Below are 24,540 nucleotides of genomic sequence, written 5' to 3'. Positions count from 1 at the left end.
AGAGTCATTTATAGGGACGAGGTGGTTTTTTTATGCGTAAAAATATGGGGAAACACTTTGTAGTCTGGATTAGGTTAAAAACAATCAAAAGGGTCATGCTGAGCCTCTGTCTGCTGGCCATGTTAGTGGCGGTCATGTCATATGAGCTACCTTCCGCCAAGACGTCAGGCTACTGGAGTTTGCCGATGGCAGGAAAAGTCATTGCTATTGATGCAGGACATGGAGGTCCAGATGGAGGAGCGGTAAGTAAACAGGGGGTTATTGAAAAAGATATCAACCTGGCTATCGCCTTGTATGTGAGAGATTATTTGCAACAGGCAGGGGCCTTAGTGGTGATGACACGAGAAATAGACACTGATTTGGCAGAATCGGACACCAGGGGGTACTCCAAACGCAAGACGGAAGATCTGAAACAAAGAGTACGGCGGATAGAGGATAAGCAAGCGGATCTCTTTATTAGCATTCACATGAACAGTGTCCCATCAAACCGCTGGAGTGGAGCGCAGGTTTTCTATACACCTAACCATCCGGATAACGAAGGTTTGGCTAATCTGCTTCAACAAGAGATGGTTCGTAATCTGGAGAATACAGATCGGATCGCCAAAACGGTAAATACGGTTTATCTGTTACAGGCTCTGAAGATTCCTTCAGCACTGGTAGAAGTGGGCTTCCTTTCTCATCCAGAAGAGGCACGTATGCTTGCCGATGAAGCTTATCAACGCAAGGTAGCTGCATCGATCTATAATGGGATTCTCAGATATTCCTCAGGAGAACGGCCTAAAAGTTAGTCAGAATAAGAAAGGTAATGATATAATTGGATCAGCATACCTAATTACATGCCAATAGATAAAGCTGAGGTGCTGTCTGATGTTATCAAAAGAACAGATACTTGAACTATTACAGCCATTACAAGAACCACAATTGGGAGTAAGTCTGACCGAACTGGAATGGGTTCGAGATATTATGGTGAAAGAAAATCATGTGGCTCTGACCATAGTGACACTGGAAAATCGATCTGAGGATTCAACAGCCTTGAGTGATGCAGCGCGTAATCTATTGTCCCAGCACGGACTGAAGGATGTACATATTCGTGTGCGTGCAGCTTCTGAGCATGATCGTGAGAGCCTGAATATGGGACAACCCGATGAAGAGCAGGATCGGGACGAAGTGCTCGTAAAAGGTCACGCAGCGGGCCTAGATGGACATGAGCTGTTAAGTCCTGAATCAGGTGTTCGTTTTATTGCAGTGGCCAGTGGTAAAGGTGGCGTTGGTAAATCAACGGTGACCGTTAATCTCGCTGCTGCCTTGGCTCGTCAAGGCAAGAAAGTGGGCTTAATTGATGCGGATATCTACGGCTTCAGTGTACCCGACATGATGGGGATTGAAGAATATCCGGTCGTTGAAGATGGCGTTATCCAAACGGTTGAACGTTTTGGAGTCAAAGTCATGTCCATGGGCTTCTTTATTCGGGAGAACAATCCAGTGATCTGGCGAGGACCCATGCTCGGTCGAATGCTGCGTCAATTCTTTACCGATGTCCAGTGGGGCGAATTGGATTATATGTTACTGGATTTGCCACCAGGTACGGGAGATGTCGCTTTGGATGTGCATCAGTTGTTGCCACAGAGTAAGGAAATTATTGTTACCACGCCACATGCAACAGCAGCTTTTGTCGCAGCACGTGCGGGTGCGATGGCCATTCAGACCGATCATGAGTTACTTGGTGTGATTGAGAACATGGCTTACTATGAATGTGGCAGTTGCGGCGAGAAGGATTATGTCTTTGGTCGTGGAGGCGGGGGAAGACTTGCGGAAAGTCTGCATACAAGCTTGCTTGCCCAAATTCCATTAGGCACGCCGGATAACCATCCTTCCGAGCCTGATTTCTCACCTTCTGTTTACAAAGCAGATTCTCGTATAGGGGCTATCTATGATGAAGTTGCCCGGTCCATTGAATCCAAATTCTAATGGTATGAGTGTGATAAATACAAGTAAAGCCTGCGTCCACTTGGATGCAGGCTTTTCAGTATCTGAGGTGTGTATTAACACCTGTATTAACACCTACTGTTTATGATCCTCCGCTGCCCGAATCTCCACTGCTTCCACCATCTCCGCCATCACTACCACCTTGGCCCTGACCGTCCTGCTGTCCGTCTTTCTCTTGCCCTTGTTGCCCGCCGCTTTCTACTTTTGGTTGCAATTCGTCCTGCACAACCTTCTTGAGCAAAGTGAGTACTTCCATGCGGAACAACGGGTTTTGCATCACTTCCTGCATGACAGTCATCGTCTGTTTACGATAATCCGGAGTCTTCGTCATATCCATGAACATTTTGGATACCTCTGGTGACTTCATGATGTCTTCAACAGACTTTTGATATGTGGGATCTTTAATCAATTGCATATGAAGTTGTTTACTTTGTGCGTTGATCACTTTGGCAAATTCACCTGCAAACTGCGGATCAGTCATGATCTTTTCGAATTCCTTCTTATATTCGGGAGCTGTGATGGTATCTTTTACTGCAATACGTATTTGTTCCGAAGATTGCACAGGCATTAACATTTTCATACCAATGGATCCCGAAGCACCACCCGAACCGCCACCTTCTTCCGAACCGCTGCTTCCGCTGGATGAGCTCTGACCTGTAAGAGCTTCCTCCACCGCTTTCTTGCCTTCGTCACTTTTCAAAATATCTACAACCATTGTTTTCATCTCTTTATAACTGCCCTGAGGAGGCGAAGAACTCTGATCTGAACCGCAGCCAGCAAGCATGACGGATAGCCCCAGTACGACACAGCATAGCTGCCACAAAGGCCGTTTCATGTGTACAATCCCTCCTTGATTAGATACTGGATGTAGTATGTGATGGGAAAGGGGGAAATATGTTGAGCAATGATGGTTTTTTGCTGAGAAGGTTGGTAAAATAAACACTCGGGGGTGGAAAACATTTGAATTTACGTAAATGGTTTTTCCTGTTTTGGACAGCCTTGCTTATTGGGGCCGCGGGAGCATTAGGTACAGGATTGATTATGATGCTGGTGAACGGGGAGAAAACAAATGGATTAAATGATTTTCTTCTGTATCTTTTGATCCTATTTGGATCAGGGGTTATGATCAGCGTGTATTCACAAATGGGTTTCTTTGCATATCTGATATTGAATTACATGGGTAAAGGTGTATTTCCTAAGCGTAGTTGGCAGATCGTGCAGATTGTACTAACGGTTCTAGCGCTGCTTGACGTGATGTTTTTACGCCTGTTTGTTGGCGGAGACCGGGAGCGTATGTCGGATATTGTATTGGGTATCATTATTTTGGCAGCTGCAATTGTTACCGCTTACGTTAAAGTAAAGCTGACTCATCTCTCCGCGCTTGTACCTACACTCTTTTTCATGATTGCCGTCACCATAGTTGAGACGATTGGCGTACTGCGTATTGATGTGAATGCGGCAACCATATTTATTGTGGTTCCCTTGCTCTTATGTAATGCATACCAAATGCTGATATTGCACAGGCTTGTGGATGTATCAACGAAGCACAGCGTAAGTGGAAAGGCAGAACAGCTGAAAGAAAGTCGAGCATAAATTTCGTTTAGTATAAAACATACCAAAAAGAGCTAACCTGGTTAGCTCTTTTCAAATTTTAAGCTCGTATAGAGGCTTTAGATCCAGCAATTTGCCAATTATTGACCACTGGCTTGATCACGAACTTCCTTACCTTCCACACTGGAATGGTTAAGCAATTCAGATACAGTTACGAATTCATAGCCCTGATTTTTTAATTTGTCGATAATGACAGGAAGTGCCTCATGAGTTTGTTTGGAAGAATCGCTTGCATGCAGCAGTACGATGTCCCCTGGATGTGCTTTGCTTACTACGCGATCAACAATGGTCTGTACTCCGGGGTTTTTCCAATCCAAAGAGTCGGTATCCCACTGAACAACCTGATAATTCAGACTATTGGCGACCTGAAGCACACGCTTGTCAAAGTCTCCATTGGGCAGACGAAGTAATTTCGGTTCTTTTCCCGTTAAATCGGTTAAAATGCTATGAGCTGTCGAAATTTCTTTGCGAATTTCTTCCTCGGTCAGGCTGCTGTAGTTCTCATGTCTGTGACCATGGCTGCCAATTTCATATCCTGCCTCTTTGATGGCAGTAACAATTTCGGGGTGTGTCTTGCTCCAGGGGGAGGAAAGGAAAAAGGTGGCCTTCTGCACTTTATTCTCCTGAAGAACTTTCAGAATCGGCTCTGTCCGTTTATCTCCCCAGCTAATGTCAAAGGTAAGTGCAATTACCTTCTTCTCGGTTGGAACGCTGTAGACGGCTGATGGTGCTTCCTCCGAGAATACGGAGACATTGCCACTCTCCAGATAAATAATACCGATCGCAAAGATGGCAGCAACGAGGACAATCAGGTACCGTTTAATCTTTTTGCCGCTAAATACATAGAACGAGTTCATTTCAATAAGCGCCCCTCTCCCATAAGAAATGCTTGTTTACTCTCCAATGTATGCTCGTACTCCCCAGTTATTCGTAACGGCAACTTGTTTGTCCATCATTTTAGATTCTACAGGAGGTTATTATGTTAAAATTCAGTACATTTCTTAGAGATCTTGGTTCCATCCGCAGTGCATTAATCTGGTCCGTGGTATTGTTTGCTGTTGGAATAGGGGCAGGATGGGTGAGTACAGGGCCACTGGAAGAACTGTTGTTGAATCAAATCGGAGGATTACGGGAAGTCAGTGAACGGCTGGAGCAGGGGGGCAATGTGCAATGGAACTTCTTCCTGTTTATCTTTTTCAATAATGCCATCAAAAGTGTACTTGTTATCTATGCCGGTATATTCTTCGGTATTCTGCCTGTCATTTTCCTGTTAATCAATGGGATGGTCCTTGGATTTGTAGTGCACACCACCATGAATTATGGCGCAAGTTTCTATGATATTGTGGTTAAAGGCTTGCTTCCGCATGGCATTATTGAGATTCCAGTCATTATTATTGCTTGCGCATTCGGACTGAAGTTTGGTGGTCTGGTTATTAAAAGTCTTGTACAACTTGGAAGTGATAAACGAAACACGTTGGGTACCCGGTGGAAAGCATTCATGAATAGGACGTTAACGGCATCCTTCTGGGTTGTCATCTTGCTTCTTGTTGCAGCAATCATCGAAAGCACACTTACGTATACTCTGGTGAGAGGATAAAATTTTGTCATGGTTGGCATTCATAAATTTTCAGAAAGTTGACCATAACAATAAAACGGGTTCCAGCAGCACTCACAAAAAGCGATTGCACGGGGTGCTGTATGGAACTTGTGTAAGTGTGATAAAGAGGCTATGCACAAAAAGGAGAACTCTAATGCTGGGTATGTTGTTTAACGAGAAGGAATGCAAAGAACTAGACTATGTGCTGCGTAAAGAATTAGATGAAATGCTGTTCGATCTGAGTGATAATCGTCTTGACCAAGAGATCAAATATGCTATCGCGAGCCGATATAAGACTGTGTTCCGCATGTATGCGCGCTTTGCCCCGCCAAAAGAGTTGTCCAAGTATGCAAGAGGTGGGAAGCTGAAAAAGTCGAAGCCTTAGTGCTGAAGCTGGTCATATATTCGATTTACAGTAGTGGAAGTGAGGTGCAGCTCTTCATAGTGGGTGCTGTGCCTCTGAACCATGAAAATGTGAAATTATTGAGGGGTTCATACTTTTTGTCGAAAAAGGGTTGACCTTTCTAAGTTCATATGGTAAATTAATTTTCGTTCCTTTTTTAGGAGCGGTTCACCAAAACAAGCATGAAAATGAAGCGATTGAAAATAATCGAAAAATAATGCTTGCAAAGAGAACTTCAACATGATATATTATAAAAGTCGCCGCTGAAACGACGACAACATGAAAAACAGCACTAAATTGAATGTTTGATCTTTGAAAACTGAACAACGAGTGAGTAAACATTCTGCTTGCAGAATGAACGCGAAAGTTTGAAACAAGCCTTGGCTTGAATCGGCTGGAGCACAAATGAGATTTTTAATCTCGTCAGATTCAAAATGAGCTTATCGCTCTTTTCAATACTTTATTGGAGAGTTTGATCCTGGCTCAGGACGAACGCTGGCGGCATGCCTAATACATGCAAGTCGAGCGGACTTGAAGAGAAGCTTGCTTCTCTGATAGTTAGCGGCGGACGGGTGAGTAACACGTAGGCAACCTGCCCTCAAGTTTGGGACAACTACCGGAAACGGTAGCTAATACCGAATAGTTGTTTTCTTCGCCTGAAGAGAACTGGAAAGACGGAGCAATCTGTCACTTGGGGATGGGCCTGCGGCGCATTAGCTAGTTGGTGGGGTAACGGCTCACCAAGGCGACGATGCGTAGCCGACCTGAGAGGGTGATCGGCCACACTGGGACTGAGACACGGCCCAGACTCCTACGGGAGGCAGCAGTAGGGAATCTTCCGCAATGGGCGAAAGCCTGACGGAGCAATGCCGCGTGAGTGATGAAGGTTTTCGGATCGTAAAGCTCTGTTGCCAGGGAAGAACGCTTGGGAGAGTAACTGCTCTCAAGGTGACGGTACCTGAGAAGAAAGCCCCGGCTAACTACGTGCCAGCAGCCGCGGTAATACGTAGGGGGCAAGCGTTGTCCGGAATTATTGGGCGTAAAGCGCGCGCAGGCGGTCATTTAAGTCTGGTGTTTAATCCCGGGGCTCAACCCCGGATCGCACTGGAAACTGGGTGACTTGAGTGCAGAAGAGGAGAGTGGAATTCCACGTGTAGCGGTGAAATGCGTAGATATGTGGAGGAACACCAGTGGCGAAGGCGACTCTCTGGGCTGTAACTGACGCTGAGGCGCGAAAGCGTGGGGAGCAAACAGGATTAGATACCCTGGTAGTCCACGCCGTAAACGATGAGTGCTAGGTGTTAGGGGTTTCGATACCCTTGGTGCCGAAGTTAACACATTAAGCACTCCGCCTGGGGAGTACGGTCGCAAGACTGAAACTCAAAGGAATTGACGGGGACCCGCACAAGCAGTGGAGTATGTGGTTTAATTCGAAGCAACGCGAAGAACCTTACCAGGTCTTGACATCCCTCTGACCGGTACAGAGATGTACCTTTCCTTCGGGACAGAGGAGACAGGTGGTGCATGGTTGTCGTCAGCTCGTGTCGTGAGATGTTGGGTTAAGTCCCGCAACGAGCGCAACCCTTGATCTTAGTTGCCAGCATTTCGGATGGGCACTCTAAGGTGACTGCCGGTGACAAACCGGAGGAAGGTGGGGATGACGTCAAATCATCATGCCCCTTATGACCTGGGCTACACACGTACTACAATGGCCGGTACAACGGGCTGTGAAGCCGCGAGGTGGAACGAATCCTAAAAAGCCGGTCTCAGTTCGGATTGCAGGCTGCAACTCGCCTGCATGAAGTCGGAATTGCTAGTAATCGCGGATCAGCATGCCGCGGTGAATACGTTCCCGGGTCTTGTACACACCGCCCGTCACACCACGAGAGTTTATAACACCCGAAGTCGGTGGGGTAACCGCAAGGAGCCAGCCGCCGAAGGTGGGATAGATGATTGGGGTGAAGTCGTAACAAGGTAGCCGTATCGGAAGGTGCGGCTGGATCACCTCCTTTCTATGGAGAATCGTTTCCCGCGTGGAAACATTCAAATACAAAATCTAGCCAGGTCGGCTAGTTACTCACTCGTTGCTCAGTTTTGAGAGCTCAAACTCTCAAACGTTTGGTGGCGATAGCGAAGGGGTTCCACACGTTCCCATCCCGAACACGACCGTTAAGCCCTTCAGCGTCAATGGTACTTGGACCGCAGGGTCCTGGGAGAGTAGAACGCCGCCAAGCGTAACCCATTTTGGGTTCAAATAGTATATATAATGTGGGCCCTTAGCTCAGTTGGTTAGAGCGCACCTCTGATAAGGGTGAGGCCGGTGGTTCGAGTCCACCAGGGCCCACCATCTATATCTTTAAATTTCATATGGGGCCATAGCTCAGCTGGGAGAGCGCCTGCCTTGCAAGCAGGAGGTCAGCGGTTCGATCCCGCTTGGCTCCACCAAAAATGATTTACAAGTTTGTTCTTTGAAAACTAGATATCGAAACGAAAGTAAATGCGAATTAGAACATTCCTTTTTAGCTGAGCTTGTGTTGAACAAGTTTCAATAAAAACGGTAGATTGCATGAGCGAGTGATCGAAATGGAACGACTTTTGGCTTTGGACGCAGTCCAAAACAAGCGGAGTGACAGCTCGAACACGAGCGATATGGTTAAGCTACTAAGAGCACACGGAGGATGCCTAGGCGCTAGGAGCCGATGAAGGACGTGGCGAACAACGAAACTGCCTCGGGGAGCTGTAAGCAAGCTTTGATCCGGGGGTGTCCGAATGGGGAAACCCAGCTGGGGTAATTTCCAGTTACTCATAACTGAATACATAGGTTATGTAGAGGCATACCAGGGGAACTGAAACATCTAAGTACCCTGAGGAAGAGAAAACAATAGTGATTCCGTCAGTAGCGGCGAGCGAACGCGGAGAAGCCCAAACCAGAGAGCTTGCTCTTTGGGGTTGTGGGACGTCTCACATGGAGTTACAAAGGAACCGGTTAAGCGAAGAGGTCTGGAAAGGCCCGCCAAAGAAGGTAAAAGCCCTGTAGTTGAAAGTCTGTTCCCTCCGAGACGGATCCCGAGTAGTGCGGGGCACGTGAAACCCCGTATGAATCCGGCAGGACCATCTGCCAAGGCTAAATACTTCCTAGCGACCGATAGTGAAGCAGTACCGTGAGGGAAAGGTGAAAAGCACCCCGGAAGGGGAGTGAAATAGAACCTGAAACCGTGTGCTTACAAAAAGTCAGAGCCCGTTTTAGGGGTGATGGCGTGCCTTTTGTAGAATGAACCGGCGAGTTACGTTCCCGTGCAAGGTTAAGGTGAAGAGCCGGAGCCGCAGCGAAAGCGAGTCTGAATAGGGCGATGTAGTACGTGGACGTAGACCCGAAACCGGGTGATCTACCCCTGTCCAGGGTGAAGGTGCGGTAACACGCACTGGAGGCCCGAACCCACGCACGTTGAAAAGTGCGGGGATGAGGTGGGGGTAGCGGAGAAATTCCAATCGAACTCGGAGATAGCTGGTTCTCCCCGAAATAGCTTTAGGGCTAGCCTCGGAAAACAGAGTCGTGGAGGTAGAGCACTGATTGGGTGCGGGGCCCGCAAGGGTTACCAAGCTCAGTCAAACTCCGAATGCCATAGACTTACTTCCGGGAGTCAGACAGTGAGTGCTAAGATCCATTGTCAAAAGGGAAACAGCCCAGACCATCAGCTAAGGTCCCCAAGTGTGTGTTAAGTGGGAAAGGATGTGGAGTTGCACAGACAACCAGGATGTTGGCTTAGAAGCAGCCACCATTGAAAGAGTGCGTAATAGCTCACTGGTCGAGTGACTCTGCGCCGAAAATGTAACGGGGCTAAACACACCACCGAAGCTATGGCTTGATGCTTTGCATCAGGGGTAGGGGAGCGTTGTATAAGGGTTGAAGGTGTACCGTAAGGAGCGCTGGACATTATACAAGTGAGAATGCCGGTATGAGTAACGAAAAGATCAGTGAGAATCTGATCCGCCGAAAGCCTAAGGGTTCCTGAGGAAGGCTCGTCCGCTCAGGGTAAGTCGGGACCTAAGGCGAGGCCGAAAGGCGTAGTCGAAGGACAACAGGTCGAAATTCCTGTACCACCGTAAGCCGTTATGAGCAATGGGGGGACGCAGTAGGGTAGTGACGCGGACTGATGGATGTCCGTCTAAGCAGTGAGGCTGATGTGTAGGCAAATCCGCACATCATTAAGGCTGAGCTGTGATGGGGAGCGAAAATTATAGTAGCGAAGGTCATGATCTCACACTGCCAAGAAAAGCCTCTAGCCAGGTGAAGGTGCCCGTACCGCAAACCGACACAGGTAGGCGAGAAGAGTATTCTAAGGCGCGCGGAAGAACTCTCGTTAAGGAACTCGGCAAAATGACCCCGTAACTTCGGGAGAAGGGGTGCCCCGGTAGTGTGAATAGCACGAGGGGGCCGCAGTGAAAAGGCCCAAGCGACTGTTTAGCAAAAACACAGGTCTGTGCGAAGCCGTAAGGCGAAGTATACGGGCTGACGCCTGCCCGGTGCTGGAAGGTTAAGGGGAGTGGTTAGGAGCAATCCGAAGCTGTGAACCGAAGCCCCAGTAAACGGCGGCCGTAACTATAACGGTCCTAAGGTAGCGAAATTCCTTGTCAGGTAAATTCTGACCCGCACGAATGGCGTAACGACTTGGGCGCTGTCTCAACGAGAGATCCGGTGAAATTTTAATACCTGTGAAGATGCAGGTTACCCGCGACAAGACGGAAAGACCCCATGGAGCTTTACTGCAGCTTGATATTGAATTTGGGTACGATCTGTACAGGATAGGTGGGAGCCTTTGAAGCAGGAGCGCAAGCTTCTGTGGAGGCAACGTTGGGATACCACCCTGATCGTATCTAGGTTCTAACCTGGTACCGTAATCCGGTGCGGGGACAGTGTCAGGTGGGCAGTTTGACTGGGGCGGTCGCCTCCTAAAGAGTAACGGAGGCGCCCAAAGGTTCCCTCAGAATGGTTGGAAATCATTCGAAGAGTGCAAAGGCATAAGGGAGCTTGACTGCGAGACCTACAAGTCGAGCAGGGACGAAAGTCGGGCTTAGTGATCCGGTGGTACCGCATGGAAGGGCCATCGCTCAACGGATAAAAGCTACCCTGGGGATAACAGGCTTATCTCCCCCAAGAGTCCACATCGACGGGGAGGTTTGGCACCTCGATGTCGGCTCATCGCATCCTGGGGCTGAAGTAGGTCCCAAGGGTTGGGCTGTTCGCCCATTAAAGCGGTACGCGAGCTGGGTTCAGAACGTCGTGAGACAGTTCGGTCCCTATCTGTCGTGGGCGTAGGAAATTTGAGAGGAGCTGTCCTTAGTACGAGAGGACCGGGATGGACGTACCGCTGGTGTACCAGTTGTTCCGCCAGGAGCACCGCTGGGTAGCTATGTACGGACGGGATAAACGCTGAAAGCATCTAAGCGTGAAGCCCCCCTCAAGATGAGATTTCCCAGTATGTAAGACCCCTTGAAGACGACGAGGTAGATAGGCTGGGGGTGGAAGTGCAGCAATGCATGGAGCTGACCAGTACTAATCGGTCGAGGGCTTATCCAATTGCAAGTTTGAATTCGCACACTTTCGTTTCGAATCTAGTTTTCAGAGAACAACACTCTGAAATGTAAGCACAGCTATGCGTTTGGTGGCGATGGCGGAGGGGTTCCACACGTACCCATCCCGAACACGACCGTTAAGCCCTCTAGCGCCGATGGTACTTGGACCGCAGGGTCCTGGGAGAGTAGGACGCCGCCAAGCGAACTCTTTCATCATACATAGAAAACAGGCTCTGCATGTGGACGTTGTACGATGAATTGCATTTGCCCTGCAAATGCATATTATTCCCTGATAGCTCAGTTGGTAGAGCACTCGACTGTTAATCGAGTTGTCACAGGTTCGAGCCCTGTTCGGGGAGCCATTTGCTCTCATAGCTCAGTAGGTAGAGTGCATCCATGGTAAGGATGAGGTCACCGGTTCGATCCCGGTTGAGAGCTTTGGAAATGGGGCCCGTTGGTCAAGGGGTTAAGACACCTCCCTTTCACGGAGGTAACAGGGGTTCGAATCCCCTACGGGTCATATAGATGGAGGCTTAGCTCAGCTGGGAGAGCATCTGCCTTACAAGCAGAGGGTCGGGGGTTCGATCCCCTCAGCCTCCACCATATAATTTATTGGGGATTAGCCAAGCGGTAAGGCAACGGACTTTGACTCCGTCATGCATAGGTTCAAATCCTATATCCCCAGCCATTTTATGAGTCATTAGCTCAGTTGGTAGAGCACCTGACTTTTAATCAGGGTGTCGAAGGTTCGAGCCCTTCATGACTCACCATTATATGCGCGTGTGGCGGAATTGGCAGACGCACTAGACTTAGGATCTAGCGTCTTTGACGTGGGGGTTCAAGTCCCTCCACGCGCATCCTTTATTTGCGGAAGTGGCTCAGCGGTAGAGCATCGCCTTGCCAAGGCGAGGGTCGCGGGTTCGATTCCCGTCTTCCGCTCCAATATTTGCGCCCTTAGCTCAGCTGGATAGAGCGTTTGACTACGAATCAAAAGGCCGGGAGTTCGAATCTCTCAGGGCGCGCCATTATTTTTTTAGTATCGGGATGTAGCTCAGCTTGGTAGAGCACCTGGTTTGGGACCAGGGGGTCGCATGTTCAAATCGTGTCATCCCGATTGTTGTTATGCGGGTGTAGTTCAATGGTAGAACTTTAGCCTTCCAAGCTAATAGCGTGGGTTCGATTCCCATCACCCGCTTACATTATTTAATAAGAAACTCTCCGCACATGTGGGGAGTTTTTTATTTGTTTTTCTATGCGGGAAGTAGCAGTTATATTATGTAGCTTTATAGGATTAAAAAGAGCCAAGACGCCCCTCTGTAAGCTAAATGAGGGGGTCTTGGCTCTTTTGTTTACTCTTTGGGAAGAAGATGCTTTTAGAGGCATCAGCTAAAGTAATGTGATTTGGCCCAATTAGCGCTCGTTGTGATCGGTCACTCTTCTACGCATGCCCGCTAAACCAAGGAGTCCTAGCAGACCGAGCCAGCCCCAATCCATGCCATTATCCCGATCGGTTGTTGCGGCGTTAGCACGAACACTGTTGGTACGATAGTCACCATTGTTGCGGTAGTTCCCGTCCATGTTCATGTTCATGTTGGTATTTGTACGATTCATGTAGTTGCTGTCCTGATAAGACTGGACACGTGAACCGTTGGTGTCCATTCCTTTGGTCATGTGATTATCAGCAGCAGCAGCAGGACCAGCTATAGAAGCGACGAGAAGCACAGAAGCAATAATCGTTGTAGCTTTTTTCATTAGATTTGAGTCCTCCTTTTTTTTAGAGCTATAAATTAATCTGCCCAAGAGGATAAGAAAATTATGTAGGGATGGTCTGTAAAGTTATGCCTTGATTACAGTATGTTAGGAATCATACATAAGAAACTTTTCTAAAAAGCAGACTGTAATGTGAAGAAAATTATATTTACATCTTTAATTTATTGCGTCACTGTGGTAAAGTATACAAAAGCTTGCTTTGCCGGTCATGTTTCTTTGTATGACATCTGGCTTCAAATAATACAATTATGCGGTTTTACCTAATAATCATGTACGGATACTCATGTCTAAATTAACTGTATATTTATGAGTTTTTAAGTATAGGTATGAGACATTAGATTTATCTAAAGTATGTGAAAAAGGTATCATGCGGCAGCATATGACCATTAATTGAAGCAGAACAAGAAAATGAATAAAAAAGCGTGTTTTTGTGCTGTAAATCGGGGATAATCCCCATTTTTTCTAGTAGAAAAATAAAGATTTTCGTACCATTTTATTGTATGATGTTATGAAGGTGTCAAATTTGCGTGTACGAATGGAACGATCAGATGGGAGGATAAGCATGACTGAAACTATGGTAACCGCCAGCAAAAGCCAATCCAACAACCTGCTTCGGCGAGACGTGCGGTTCCTGGGCAATATACTCGGAGAAGTTCTTGTCCATCAAGGCGGCACGGAGCTTCTAGATATCGTTGAGAAGATTCGGGAAACGAGCAAATCGTTGCGTGCAGAATTTCTGCCAGAACTCTATGCAGAGTTCAAAACGATGATCCAGGAATTAGACTCGGACAATCGTCATCAGGTTATTCGGGCATTCGCTATTTATTTTCAATTAGTTAATATTGCTGAACAAAACCATCGGATCCGGCGTAAACGGGATTATGAACGTTCTGCAGGGGACGCTGTGCAGCCAGGATCGATTGAGAAAGCAGTACAGGATCTTAAGGAACGTGGGTTGTCTCATACAGAGGTGGAAGAGATTCTCGACGATTTGTCGCTTGAACTCGTTATGACAGCTCACCCAACCGAAGCCATGCGCCGGGTTATTCTGGACATCCACAAACGGATATCCGAAGATGTCATGCTACTTGATAATCCTACGCTGACGTTACGTGAACGTGAACAGTTGCGTGAGAAACTGCTGAATGAGGTTATTACACTCTGGCAGACAGATGAACTTCGCGACCGCAAACCGACTGTACTCGATGAAGTGCGGAACGGGATGTACTACTTTCATGAAACGTTGTTCCACGTACTTCCGGATGTATACCAGGAGCTGGAACGCTGCCTGAACAAATTTTATCCTGACCATGACTGGCATGTGCCGACGTATTTGCGGTTCGGTTCCTGGATCGGTGGAGACCGGGATGGAAATCCTTCGGTAACTTCAGATGTAACATGGCAGACGTTGTTGATGCAACGCAAGCTCGCTTTGCGTGAATACCAACGGATTATGATTGAACTTATGGGCCATCTCAGCTTCAGCACGAACATCATCCATGTATCGGATGAGCTGGTGCAGTCGATTGAGCAGGACCGCAATTCTGTTACATTGAAAAAAGTGGATATCTGGCGGAATGAAAAAGAGCCATACCGCATCAAATTGGCCTATATGATTGCCAAGTTGAACAATGTACTGGATGAGAACAAATTAGGTCAGGCTGACCGTTATCATAGCGCTCAGGATTTGATTGATGATCTGATGATTATTGATCGAAGTCTGCGCCATCATTTTGCCGATTACGTAGCGGATACAACTATTCGCAAAATGATTCGTCAAGTCGAGTTGTTTGGTTTCCATACTGCAGCATTGGATGTGCGTCAGCACAGTCAGGAACATGAAAATGCGATGTCGGAGATTTTGGCAAAAATGAACATTGTAGAAGATTATGCGCGTCTGACTGAAGACGGTAAAATCGATCTGCTTGCTCGTTTGCTGGATGATCCGCGTCCGCTTACTTCTCCTTATCACCAATACACGGAGGGAACCAAAGAGTGTCTGGATGTCTTCCGTACCATTAAGCGTGCCCAGAACGAATTTGGGACCGGCTGTATCACAAGTTACCTGATCAGTATGACGCAGGGCGCAAGTGACTTGCTGGAGGTTATGGTATTTGCCAAGGAAGTAGGCTTATTCACCAAAGGAAACAATGGTGAGGTTGTATCTACACTTCAAGCGGTACCGCTGTTTGAAACGATTGATGACCTTCATGCGGCTTCGGACATTATGCAGAAGCTATTTAACCTTCCTGTATACCGCGCAAGCGTAAAAGGACGGAACGAACTACATGAAATCATGCTAGGTTATTCCGACAGTAACAAGGATGGCGGAGTGGTTACAGCCAACTGGGAACTGCGTGTAGCAATGAATGCGATCACGGCTGTAGGTAATGAACACGGCGTTAAGCTGAAGTTCTTCCATGGACGTGGCGGAGCTCTTGGACGTGGCGGCATGCCACTCAATCGCAGTATTCTTGCTCAACCACCGCATACCATTGGTGGAGGCATCAAGATTACAGAGCAGGGAGAGGTTATTTCTTCTCGTTACTCCCTTCAGGGAATTGCATACCGTAGTCTGGAGCAGGCAACTTCTGCACTGATTACAGCAGCACTGAATGGTCTTGAGCCGCAAGAATCAGAATCCGAGCGTCATTGGGACAGCATCATCAAAGATATTTCACAAGTATCTTTGACGAAATATCAGGATTTGATTTTCCGTGATCCGGACTTCTTTACCTTCTTCAAGGAATCCACACCGCTTCCAGAGGTGGGTGAACTGAATATTGGTTCGCGACCGTCCAAACGGAAAGGTAGCGACAAGTTCGAAGATCTGAGAGCAATTCCTTGGGTATTTGCATGGACGCAAAGTCGTTATCTGCTTCCGGCATGGTATGCGGCAGGAACAGGGCTGCAAAGTTTCTATCAGGATAAAGAGGAAAATCTGGTTGTCCTGAAAGAAATGTATGCAAGCTTCCCATTCTTCCGCACGCTGATTGATACGGTTCAGATGGCTGTAGCCAAGGCAGATCTGGTGATTGCCAAAGAGTACTCAGCCATGACTTCCAACAAGGAAGCACGGGATCGCATATACGGTCAAATTGAATCGGAATTCAAGCTTACAAAAGAGCTAATCCTGAAAATTACCGGAGAAGCTGAAATTCTGGATGATGTACCGGTTATTCAAGAATCTATCCGTCTTCGTAACCCTTATGTGGATCCATTGTCCTACATGCAGGTTCAACTTCTGAGCGAGCTCAGAGATATGCGTGAACGTGGTGAGGACGATACGGAACTACTCAGAGAAGTGTTGCTGACCATCAATGGCATCGCTGCAGGGCTGCGTAATACAGGTTGATTATTGAACTGCTGCATCAGAATAATTATATGTAACAAAGTACTCATTATTTTGTTGAATAAAAGCTCTATTCTCTGCTCTACGGAGTGAGAGATGAAACGGGACTCCTGCGGGAGTTCCCGTTTTTACTGTTTTTGGCGGATATTTGTCATACAGTCTTGATTTTTGACCAAAGTTGATTTACGATTTGATTGGTGAATTACAAGTGTGGACGGGTATCAGAAGACGGAAGACCCATCAGCATGTCTGGGGGAATAAGGGTGGACAATTTGGAGAATAGGCTTGTGAAACTGGTGCTCAAGGGTGACCAGAGAGCCTTCGCAGAAATCGTTGAACTATATAAGGACAAGCTATTTCATTTGGCATATCGGATGCTGAACAATCGTCATGAAGCTGAAGACGTTGTGCAGGAGACGTTTTTACGTGTGTTTCGTAATATGGAGAAGTATGATCCGAACCAGAAGTTTTCAACCTGGATCTACCGGATCGCGACCAATCTGTGTATTGACCGACTGCGCAGAAAGAAACCTTCGTATTCTTTGGATGCTGAACTGAATGATCAGGAAGGATCTGATGGTTATGCGATGCTCCCGAGTGATGATCGTACACCGGAGAGTGAAGCACTCCTGTCAGAGACGCAGACGCTCATTCGTGAAGCCATTGACAGTTTGCCAGCCAAGTATAAGTCCGTTATGATTCTGAGATATTTACAAGACTTGTCGCTACAGGAAATCAGTGACGTGACAGGTATGCCCGTAACAACGATCAAGACACGCGTTCATCGGGGCCGTGATTTTCTACGTAAAAAATTGGAGTATAAGTTATAAATGTTAAACGCCTTGAAATATGGGCGAAATTATTTGAAACATATCCGAAACGGATGCGTATGTAATGTATGCAAGTCTTATGCGTGCTTTTTAATGGCTCATGGACTAAGTGATTTAAGAAAGGATTGGCTCTCATATGGATTGCAACTCGGCCGTCTCTTTAATGCATGAATGTTTGGATGAGTCGTTGTCCCCGGCCCAGAAGGTTGAATTAAAAAGTCACCTTGTGATCTGTCCGGATTGTCGCATGCGCTTTAAAGAGTTGGAACAGACGGAAATGCTACTCTTTGCCATGAAACACTATTCACCGTCTGCCTCTGATGAGCTGACCAATCGAATTATGAATGCTCTGCCCCAGCCCAAGAGACAGCAAGTATGGCTCAAATGGGTCAAAGGACATCCCGCGCTGACGGCGGCAGCCTTCTTTTTGATCGTGATGCTCTTTAGCGCCTTGAATTTCTGGAATCAGAATAACGAAATGGTCGTTAAAGGAAATAATCTGGACCAGATCGTGATTCAGGGTAACACGGTTATTGTTCCTGAAGGTAAGTCAATTGCTGGCGATCTTACGATAGAAAATGGAACCGCGCAAGTATATGGTGATGTGAACGGCAATCTGACGGTTATCGACGGACAACTGTTTCAGGCTTCAACAGCGCATATTTCAGGTCAAGTGAAAAGTATTGATCAGGCGCTGGACTGGTTCTGGTACAAAATAACCAATATGGTAAATGAAGTGGCTTATCGCTAGAACAGGGTAAATTCTTCAATGGTATATACCAAGCAGGGTACCTCCAGATTGCATGGGGTACTCTTTTTTTATACGTAAACTTTGTAATTCATGGTAAATGTGATGTTTATGTGCAGTTTGAGACTGCCGTAACTTGCAACCTGAACGTTAACGTTATAACCTAGATACTAAAGAGAACATACTACTACATATAGATACGCATTTTGCACAAATCGAATGATGCAAAAATGCGGAGACAAAGGATTATATAAAATCCTAATGGGTTAATATGAGATCAGGGTTTACTCATCAATGGGGATAGCGGGGGCTGGCTTATGAATTATTTTGCTGACTTAACGTGGACAGAGTCCATTAAGGACGTTATCGATATATTGATCGTTACCTATATTATGTACAAACTGATTTTGCTTGTGCGGGGTACACGTGCTGTTCAGCTCCTGAAAGGAATTCTGTTCCTTGTGCTGATCTGGGCATTAAGTACGTGGCTAAACCTGTATACGCTCAAATGGTTAATGAACCAGATGTTTACGTTTGGTGTCGTTGCGGTGTTCATTATCTTTCAGCCGGAACTGCGTCGTGGTCTGGAGCAATTGGGACGCGGTAAGCTGTTTGGACGTTCAGCGGCAGCGAGTGATGAAGAATTAACGGTGTTAATTGGTGAGATTATTAAGTCTGTTAATTACCTGTCACGGCGTAAAATCGGCGCATTGGTCGTATTTGAACGTGAAACGGGTCTGAACGATTACACGGAATCGGGCATTAAGATGCACTCTCTGGTCAGCTCGGAGCTGATGATTAACATCTTTATTCCAAATACACCGCTCCATGATGGAGCCGTCATTATACAAGGAAAACAGATTTCGGCGGCAGCTTGTTATTTGCCATTATCAGAAAATCCGTTTATCAGTAAGGAATTGGGAACACGTCATCGTGCAGCAATCGGGATTACCGAAGTTGCAGATGCGATCTGTTTGGTTGTCTCCGAGGAGACAGGACAAGTGTCACTTGCAATGAATGGACAGGTCGTTCGTGATATTAAGGAAGAATCGCTGATTGCCAAACTGTATGAGGAGTTGCGCCCTACATCCAATCTGAAAAAGAATGGTTGGACAACCTTCTGGAAACGGAAGGGAGGACGTAACAATGGATAAGTGGTTTAACAATAATAACTTTGCCAAAATACTTGCGCTTGCGGTAAGCCTACTGCTCTGGTTCATGATTCATCTGGATGAAGTACCAACAACCCCTACGATTACAACAGGGACAACCAATAAGGTTGTGGAACGTACAGTGCCTGTTCAACCTTATGGATTAGACAGCAACAGCTATGTGCTTACTTCATTAAGTACAGATGAGGTCCGGCTGGAGATCAAAGGGCAGCGCTCGATGCTAACATCGATTTTTACCAATGACGATTACAAGGTACTGGTCGATCTGAGTCAGGTGAAAGATGGGTCGAATACACTGCCGCTGGTGCCTGATTTGCCTTCCGGGGTAGAAGTGGTCAGTATGGAGCCTTCTATGGTTACTGTGAATGTAGAAAAATTGGGCACCAAATCCTTCAATGTGAATATTGTACCCGAAGGGGAACCATCCGCCGGATACAGCGCTGGAACGCCCGTAATGGAACCTTCGACGCCGGTTAAGGTAACTCTGCCCGAAGGGCAACTCGAAGCTGTAGCGAAGGTCCAGGGCAGTGTGAGCGTGAAAGATGCCAAGGAAGACGTCATACAGAAAAAAGTGAAACTTCAAGCATACGATGCTGAAGGTAAGGTCATTGAAAACGCGATTATAACGCCTCAAACGGTTGAAGTCCGGGTTCCGGTCAATCAGCCCTATACATCTATACCCTTAAGAATCAAATATTCGGGACAGCTACCAGAAGGCCTGGTTCTCTCCACAGTAGAGCCTAGCGTGAAAGAAGTCTCGGTTTATGGATCTGAGGATGCGCTTGCGGGTATACAGTCCTACGACCAAGTGACCCTTGATCTTACACAGTTTGATCAGTCGGGTACATCGACAGTTAACGTGGACTTGACGCCGCCTTCCGGTTTTGAGAAAATCGAGCCTAGTTCGATTCAGATCAAGGTAACCATATCACCATTTGACGAGGCAGAGGAGACAACCAAAGTCTTTCCGAACGTCCCCATCACACTTACCGGTGCGGGGAATGGACTGGAAGGGACGCTTGTTACGCCTCGAAGCGGCGGTCTGAACCTTACACTCACAGGTTCACCAAGTATGCTTGAGGGTCTGAGTAGTGAGGATATCAAGTTGACAGGTGATCTTGCTGGACTTGCGGTTGGAACGCATGAGATCAAGCTTGAAGCCGACCTGCCCCGTTTTGCCAAGCTGGATGAATCATCCAATGCTCTGAGTGCAACGGTCAAAATTAGCGAAAAGGCCGAAGACACAACGACTACTCCTAGCGAAGATCCGACTGACGAGGGAACGGTAGCACCTGACCCTACACCAGCCGAGGTCGAAAATGGGGGAACTGAGCCTGTTCCTGATGAAGAAGAAACGGAATCGAATACGGATACTCAGGATCAGGGCCAACAGGGGAGCACAAGCAGTCGAGGTAATTTAAATAATAATAACAGCGGTACTGGCAGTAAAAGTGGCGCGAATCCGTAAACGTTCTAATTTTAAAATTCTCAAAAAATAATAATAGTGCTCGTATATGATGCGAATAGAAGGAGTTAAATCATGGGGAAATATTTTGGTACAGACGGTGTAAGAGGGGTTGCCAATAAAGAATTAACGGCAGAGCTGGCTTACAGCATTGGACGTTGTGGTGGTTACGTGCTTGCAGGTGGTGTGGAAAGACCAAAAGTGGTTATCGGCATGGATACTCGTATCTCGGGATTGATGTTGGAATCGGCACTGGTTGCAGGTCTGTTGTCCATTGGCGCTGATGTGATTCGTCTGGGCGTTGTATCCACTCCGGGAGTGGCGTATATTGCACGTTTGTTGAAAGCTGACGCGGGCGTCATGATCTCGGCTTCCCATAATCCGGTTGAGGATAACGGAATTAAGTTCTTTGGCGGAGATGGCTTCAAGTTGTCTGATGAGACAGAGAACCGGATTGAAGAGCTGATGGATGCGGAGACAGATCAATTGCCACGACCAGTTGGTGGCGGTCTAGGTACCGTAACGACGGATGAGGAATCTCGTTATCGTTACCTCGACTTCCTGAAAACGACTGTTAATGAGTCATTCTCTGGTCTTAAAATTGTTTTGGACTGTGCAAATGGAGCAGCTTATGAGCTGGCACCAAAATTGTTCAGTGAACTTGGTGCAGAAGTCATTGCCATTGGTGCTGAGCCTAATGGCCTGAATATTAATGAGCAATGTGGATCAACTCATCCAGAGAACCTGAAAAAAGAAGTGCTCAAACATAAAGCGGATCTGGGTCTTGCATTTGACGGGGATGCGGATCGACTGATTGCTATTGATGAGACAGGCGCTGAGGTGGATGGAGACTTCATTCTGTGTATCTGTGGTGATGCCATGAATCGTGCAGGCAAGTTGAAGGACAGCACCGTTGTATCAACGGTTATGAGTAACATCGGATTCTACAAAGCAACAGAGAAACTTGCACTGAAAACAGCTAAAACTGCAGTAGGTGATCGTTATGTGATGGAGGAAATGCGTCGCGGCGGTTACAACCTGGGCGGAGAGCAATCTGGCCATGTTATTTTCCTGGATTACAATACAACGGGAGATGGCATGCTGACTGCGATTCAACTCGTGGATACGCTCAAGGCTTCCGGTAAAAAACTGAGTGAGCTTAAAGCGCTAATGACTCAGTACCCACAAGTATTGGTGAATGTGCGTGTTGAAGATAAGAGCAAATACGAGGGAAATTCTGCAATCGAGCAAGCTATTGCTACAGTAGAACAACAACTTGGCGATAATGGACGTGTACTCGTTCGTGCTTCTGGTACAGAATCCCTGATCCGTGTTATGGCGGAAGGACCAGATAAAGACGAACTTGAACAATTTGTGTCTCAAATCGCAGATGTGGTGCAAAAAGAACTGGTGTAGGACTTGATCGATAGGCCTTCCAAACACAGTTGTTTCAAGGGAATCAATGTCTCATAAGGTTTAATCTAACAGGGTTTATGCCATACAAACCCATATTCCTACGTCCCGGCCTAGTGAGACCATGGGTCTGTTTATAAGGTCGGGATTGTGGGTAAATATGCCGAAATTGTCACAGGTACTTTGCTCCATTGCAAAATGAACCTAACGTGCATATAATGAGTGGAGTCGTCATTCAGACACAGAAAGTGAGGAACGTAAGGTTACAGTTACACAAGCGCCAGAGCTTGGAGTTGCGCGGGAAGATGTTGATCAGGATTTCTTCGATGCTGAAGGAAAGTTGACTAACATCAACGGCAATCAAGCTGACGAGGTGGAGGTGTTCGGATTGTTCGGCGGGGACCTCCCGGTGAAGCACCAGAGCCGTAAACCGGATTGCGGAAAATGGATAGGTGACTGTCCACACAACGCGCCGGTGCAGGTGCAAGAGTTAAACTAAAATTCAAATGAATGTGCGTGAAGAGCGTAAACAGTACGCGGACGGGAAAATGATGTACATTCATGATTGCATTCATAACAGCTTATGATGACAGCGGGGCGACACGAGGTCGCTCTGATCATTGATAATTGAATAGGTAACAGTATTCATGAAACGTTAGGCAATCACTCATTTTTCCGATATGCCGCCTCTGCCTGTTTCTCTTCGTGACACAGTATTCATATACAAACGGAGGAAATAAACTATGTGCGGTATTGTTGGATATATTGGTAATAAGAACACTCAATCGGTATTGGTCGAAGGATTGAAGAAACTCGAGTATCGTGGTTATGATTCTGCAGGTATCGCTGTATTCACACCGGAAGGTCTGCAAATCACGAAAGCGCTGGGTCGTCTTGCGAACCTTGAAGCCAAACTGGATGGCGCACCATTGGTAGGTAATGCCGGAATTGGACACACACGTTGGGCAACTCATGGTAAACCATCGGATGAGAACTCTCATCCACACACGGATGGAAGTCAGAAGTTCTCCGTTGTGCATAACGGTATTATTGAGAACTACCTGGATCTGAAAGACGAATTGATGGCTCAAGGTCACACATTCACTTCCGAGACAGATACTGAGGTTATCTCTCACCTGATCGCACGTGAATACAATGGTGATATCGTTAAAACAGTGCAAAAAGTGATCACGTTGTTGCGTGGCGCATTCGCACTGGGCGTATTGACAGAGCATGAGCCTGAGAAACTCGTAGCTGTGCGTCAAGCAAGCCCATTGATTATTGGTATTGGTGAAGGGGAGAACTTCATTGGTTCCGACATCCCGGCAATTCTGGAACATACACGTAACGTGTACATTCTGAATGATGGTGAGATGGCTGTATTGACACATGATGCTGTCGAATTGATGACGATTGAAGGCAACTTTATTTCTCGGGAAATGATTCGTGTCGATTGGGATGCTGTAACTGCAGAAAAAGGCGGATTCGAGCACTTCATGCTGAAAGAAATTCATGAGCAACCAAAAGCATATCGTGATACAATGCTGGGTCGCATCGATAATGAAGGCAAAAAGGTTCAACTTCCTGAGTTGAAAATGACTGAAGAACAAATTAAAAATATCCGTAACGTTCAAATCATTGCATGTGGTACAGCGTACCATGCAGGTCTGGTTGGACGTACAGTGATTGAGCAATTGGTGCGTATTCCGGTTGAAACAGATGTGGCTTCCGAGTACCGTTACCGTTCCCCAATCGTGCACAAAGATACACTCGTAATCGTAGTGAGCCAATCCGGTGAAACTGCCGATACGCTTGCTGCATTGCGTGAAGCACAATCCAATGGCGCACATGTACTGGCAATCACAAACGTAGTGGGCAGCTCCATTGCACGTGATGCAGATGATGTTATCGCAACATTGGCAGGTCCTGAAATTGCAGTAGCTTCTACCAAAGCGTATACTTCACAGTTGATCGCGTTCAACTTGCTTGGTCTGTACCTTGCACAAGTTCGTGGTACACAATCTGCTGAAGAGATTGCACACACGCTGGCTGCAATGCAAGCATTGCCTGAGCAAGTAGAATCCATGTTGGAGCAAGCAGAAGCAATCAAAGGATATGCAGAGCAAATCTCCAAACATGAACATCTCTTCTTCATCGGCCGCGGTCTTGACTATGCAGTAGCTCAAGAAGGATCGTTGAAACTGAAAGAGATCTCTTATATTCACTCTGAAGCTTATGCTGCAGGGGAGTTGAAACACGGTACGCTTGCATTAATCGAAGACGGTATCCCTGTTATTGCCTTGGCAACGCAGGAGAACGTACTTGAGAAAACAGTGAGCAATATCAAAGAAGTGAAAGCACGTGGTGCGGATGTACTGGCAATTACGTACGAAGAGCACGTAGCACCATTGCTGAAATCCGTAGACCAAGCGTTTGCGATTCCTAAGACGCTGCCACTCTTGAGCCCGGCTCTGTCTGTAGTTGCGCTGCAATTGCTGGCATACTATGCTTCTCTGGCACTGGGTCACGATGTGGATAAACCACGTAACCTTGCGAAAAGCGTAACGGTTGAGTAAGGTTGAATCTGAATTTATTTTTTAACAAGTAAATAGTTATTCG

General features: G+C 46.9%; 15 protein-coding genes, 13 tRNA genes and 4 rRNA genes. 29 read left to right on the top strand and 3 right to left on the bottom strand.

The window, feature by feature from the left end; genetic code table 11:
- Positions 1-32: 32 nt before the first annotated feature.
- Together cwlD and NKT06_RS27765 are read left to right on the top strand one after the other, a co-directional pair.
- Positions 33-788 carry an N-acetylmuramoyl-L-alanine amidase CwlD gene (cwlD, locus tag NKT06_RS27775; RefSeq protein ID WP_253441151.1) on the top strand — a complete coding sequence of 252 codons (756 nt, stop codon included), beginning with the start codon at positions 33-35 and terminating at the stop codon, positions 786-788.
- 79 nt (positions 789-867) lie between these two features.
- Positions 868-1,968, top strand: coding sequence for an Mrp/NBP35 family ATP-binding protein (locus NKT06_RS27765; protein WP_301290169.1), 1,101 nt, complete (start codon positions 868-870; stop codon positions 1,966-1,968).
- Positions 1,969-2,068: 100 nt separating this feature from the next.
- Here the strand turns inward: NKT06_RS27765 and gerD are convergent, their stop codons facing one another.
- A complete protein-coding gene (gene gerD / locus NKT06_RS27760) occupies positions 2,069-2,821 on the bottom strand; it encodes a spore germination lipoprotein GerD (RefSeq protein WP_253441149.1) in 753 nt (250 codons plus the stop codon).
- Between the two features lie 125 nt (positions 2,822-2,946).
- Here gerD and NKT06_RS27755 point away from each other — a divergent pair, with 125 nt between their 5' ends.
- Positions 2,947-3,579, top strand: coding sequence for a KinB-signaling pathway activation protein (locus NKT06_RS27755; protein WP_253441147.1), 633 nt, complete (start codon positions 2,947-2,949; stop codon positions 3,577-3,579).
- A 98-nt stretch (positions 3,580-3,677) separates the two neighbouring features.
- Here the strand turns inward: NKT06_RS27755 and pdaB are convergent, their stop codons facing one another.
- Positions 3,678-4,454, bottom strand: coding sequence for a polysaccharide deacetylase family sporulation protein PdaB (gene pdaB, locus NKT06_RS27750; RefSeq protein WP_091039181.1), 777 nt, complete (start codon positions 4,452-4,454; stop codon positions 3,678-3,680).
- Positions 4,455-4,576: 122 nt separating this feature from the next.
- On the opposite strand from pdaB, the gene NKT06_RS27745 reads away from it, so the two are divergent.
- The 19 genes from NKT06_RS27745 to NKT06_RS27655 all read left to right on the top strand — a co-directional run bounded on the left by NKT06_RS27745 (position 4,577) and on the right by NKT06_RS27655 (position 12,366).
- On the top strand, positions 4,577-5,194 hold the full coding sequence (locus NKT06_RS27745) for a stage II sporulation protein M (RefSeq protein ID WP_253441145.1): 618 nt from the start codon (positions 4,577-4,579) through the stop codon (positions 5,192-5,194).
- A 154-nt stretch (positions 5,195-5,348) separates the two neighbouring features.
- On the top strand, positions 5,349-5,579 hold the full coding sequence (locus NKT06_RS27740) for a hypothetical protein (RefSeq protein ID WP_017692114.1): 231 nt from the start codon (positions 5,349-5,351) through the stop codon (positions 5,577-5,579).
- A 478-nt stretch (positions 5,580-6,057) separates the two neighbouring features.
- Positions 6,058-7,609, top strand: a 16S ribosomal RNA gene (locus NKT06_RS27735).
- Between the two features lie 105 nt (positions 7,610-7,714).
- Positions 7,715-7,831 (top strand): 5S ribosomal RNA (rrf, locus tag NKT06_RS27730).
- A gap of 36 nt (positions 7,832-7,867) precedes the next feature.
- Positions 7,868-7,944: transfer RNA gene (locus NKT06_RS27725), tRNA-Ile, on the top strand.
- A 22-nt stretch (positions 7,945-7,966) separates the two neighbouring features.
- Positions 7,967-8,042: transfer RNA gene (locus NKT06_RS27720), tRNA-Ala, on the top strand.
- 206 nt (positions 8,043-8,248) lie between these two features.
- Positions 8,249-11,175, top strand: a 23S ribosomal RNA gene (locus NKT06_RS27715).
- An 81-nt stretch (positions 11,176-11,256) separates the two neighbouring features.
- Positions 11,257-11,373: ribosomal RNA gene (gene rrf / locus NKT06_RS27710) — 5S ribosomal RNA — on the top strand.
- The 16S, 23S and 5S rRNA genes sit together here with 13 tRNA genes alongside, the layout of an rRNA operon.
- 84 nt (positions 11,374-11,457) lie before the next feature.
- Positions 11,458-11,533: transfer RNA gene (locus NKT06_RS27705), tRNA-Asn, on the top strand.
- Positions 11,534-11,536: 3 nt separating this feature from the next.
- A tRNA-Thr gene (locus NKT06_RS27700) sits at positions 11,537-11,609 on the top strand.
- A gap of 10 nt (positions 11,610-11,619) precedes the next feature.
- Positions 11,620-11,691, top strand: a tRNA-Glu gene (locus NKT06_RS27695).
- 7 nt (positions 11,692-11,698) lie between these two features.
- Positions 11,699-11,774 (top strand) — tRNA-Val (locus NKT06_RS27690).
- Positions 11,775-11,784: 10 nt separating this feature from the next.
- Positions 11,785-11,859 (top strand) — tRNA-Gln (locus NKT06_RS27685).
- A 6-nt stretch (positions 11,860-11,865) separates the two neighbouring features.
- Positions 11,866-11,941, top strand: a tRNA-Lys gene (locus NKT06_RS27680).
- A 6-nt stretch (positions 11,942-11,947) separates the two neighbouring features.
- A tRNA-Leu gene (locus tag NKT06_RS27675) sits at positions 11,948-12,028 on the top strand.
- A 10-nt stretch (positions 12,029-12,038) separates the two neighbouring features.
- Positions 12,039-12,113: transfer RNA gene (locus NKT06_RS27670), tRNA-Gly, on the top strand.
- A 6-nt stretch (positions 12,114-12,119) separates the two neighbouring features.
- A tRNA-Arg gene (locus NKT06_RS27665) sits at positions 12,120-12,196 on the top strand.
- Positions 12,197-12,211: 15 nt separating this feature from the next.
- Positions 12,212-12,285, top strand: a tRNA-Pro gene (locus NKT06_RS27660).
- 10 nt (positions 12,286-12,295) lie between these two features.
- Positions 12,296-12,366, top strand: a tRNA-Gly gene (locus NKT06_RS27655).
- A gap of 215 nt (positions 12,367-12,581) precedes the next feature.
- On the opposite strand, the gene NKT06_RS27650 is transcribed toward NKT06_RS27655, so the two are convergent.
- Positions 12,582-12,923: a WGxxGxxG family protein gene (locus NKT06_RS27650; protein WP_253441143.1), complete on the bottom strand. Its 342-nt coding sequence runs from the start codon at positions 12,921-12,923 to the stop codon at positions 12,582-12,584.
- A gap of 580 nt (positions 12,924-13,503) precedes the next feature.
- Here NKT06_RS27650 and ppc point away from each other — a divergent pair.
- From ppc to glmS, 7 genes are all read left to right on the top strand, one after another.
- Positions 13,504-16,296, top strand: coding sequence for a phosphoenolpyruvate carboxylase (gene ppc, locus NKT06_RS27645; RefSeq protein WP_253441141.1), 2,793 nt, complete (start codon positions 13,504-13,506; stop codon positions 16,294-16,296).
- A 260-nt stretch (positions 16,297-16,556) separates the two neighbouring features.
- Positions 16,557-17,123: an RNA polymerase sigma factor SigW gene (gene sigW / locus NKT06_RS27640; RefSeq protein WP_017692117.1), complete on the top strand. Its 567-nt coding sequence runs from the start codon at positions 16,557-16,559 to the stop codon at positions 17,121-17,123.
- Between the two features lie 136 nt (positions 17,124-17,259).
- Entirely contained in the window at positions 17,260-17,874 is a 615-nt protein-coding gene (locus NKT06_RS27635; protein ID WP_253441139.1) for a zf-HC2 domain-containing protein, read from the top strand.
- A 314-nt stretch (positions 17,875-18,188) separates the two neighbouring features.
- Positions 18,189-19,025: a diadenylate cyclase CdaA gene (cdaA, locus tag NKT06_RS27630; protein WP_017692119.1), complete on the top strand. Its 837-nt coding sequence runs from the start codon at positions 18,189-18,191 to the stop codon at positions 19,023-19,025.
- On the top strand, positions 19,018-20,511 hold the full coding sequence (locus tag NKT06_RS27625) for a CdaR family protein (RefSeq protein ID WP_253441137.1): 1,494 nt from the start codon (positions 19,018-19,020) through the stop codon (positions 20,509-20,511). The genes cdaA and NKT06_RS27625 overlap by 8 nt, the downstream gene beginning before the upstream one ends.
- Positions 20,512-20,583: 72 nt before the next feature.
- Positions 20,584-21,924, top strand: a complete 1,341-nt coding sequence (gene glmM, locus NKT06_RS27620; RefSeq protein ID WP_253441135.1) for a phosphoglucosamine mutase — start codon at positions 20,584-20,586, stop codon at positions 21,922-21,924.
- A gap of 740 nt (positions 21,925-22,664) precedes the next feature.
- Positions 22,665-24,497, top strand: a complete 1,833-nt coding sequence (gene glmS / locus NKT06_RS27615; protein WP_076217241.1) for a glutamine--fructose-6-phosphate transaminase (isomerizing) — start codon at positions 22,665-22,667, stop codon at positions 24,495-24,497.
- Positions 24,498-24,540 lie beyond the last annotated feature (43 nt).

Source organism: Paenibacillus sp. 1781tsa1 (assembly GCF_024159265.1).
Classification (GTDB): Bacteria; Bacillota; Bacilli; order Paenibacillales; family Paenibacillaceae; genus Paenibacillus.
Note: the sequence above shows the minus strand (reverse complement) of the source record. Positions and strands in the feature narration are given on the sequence as shown.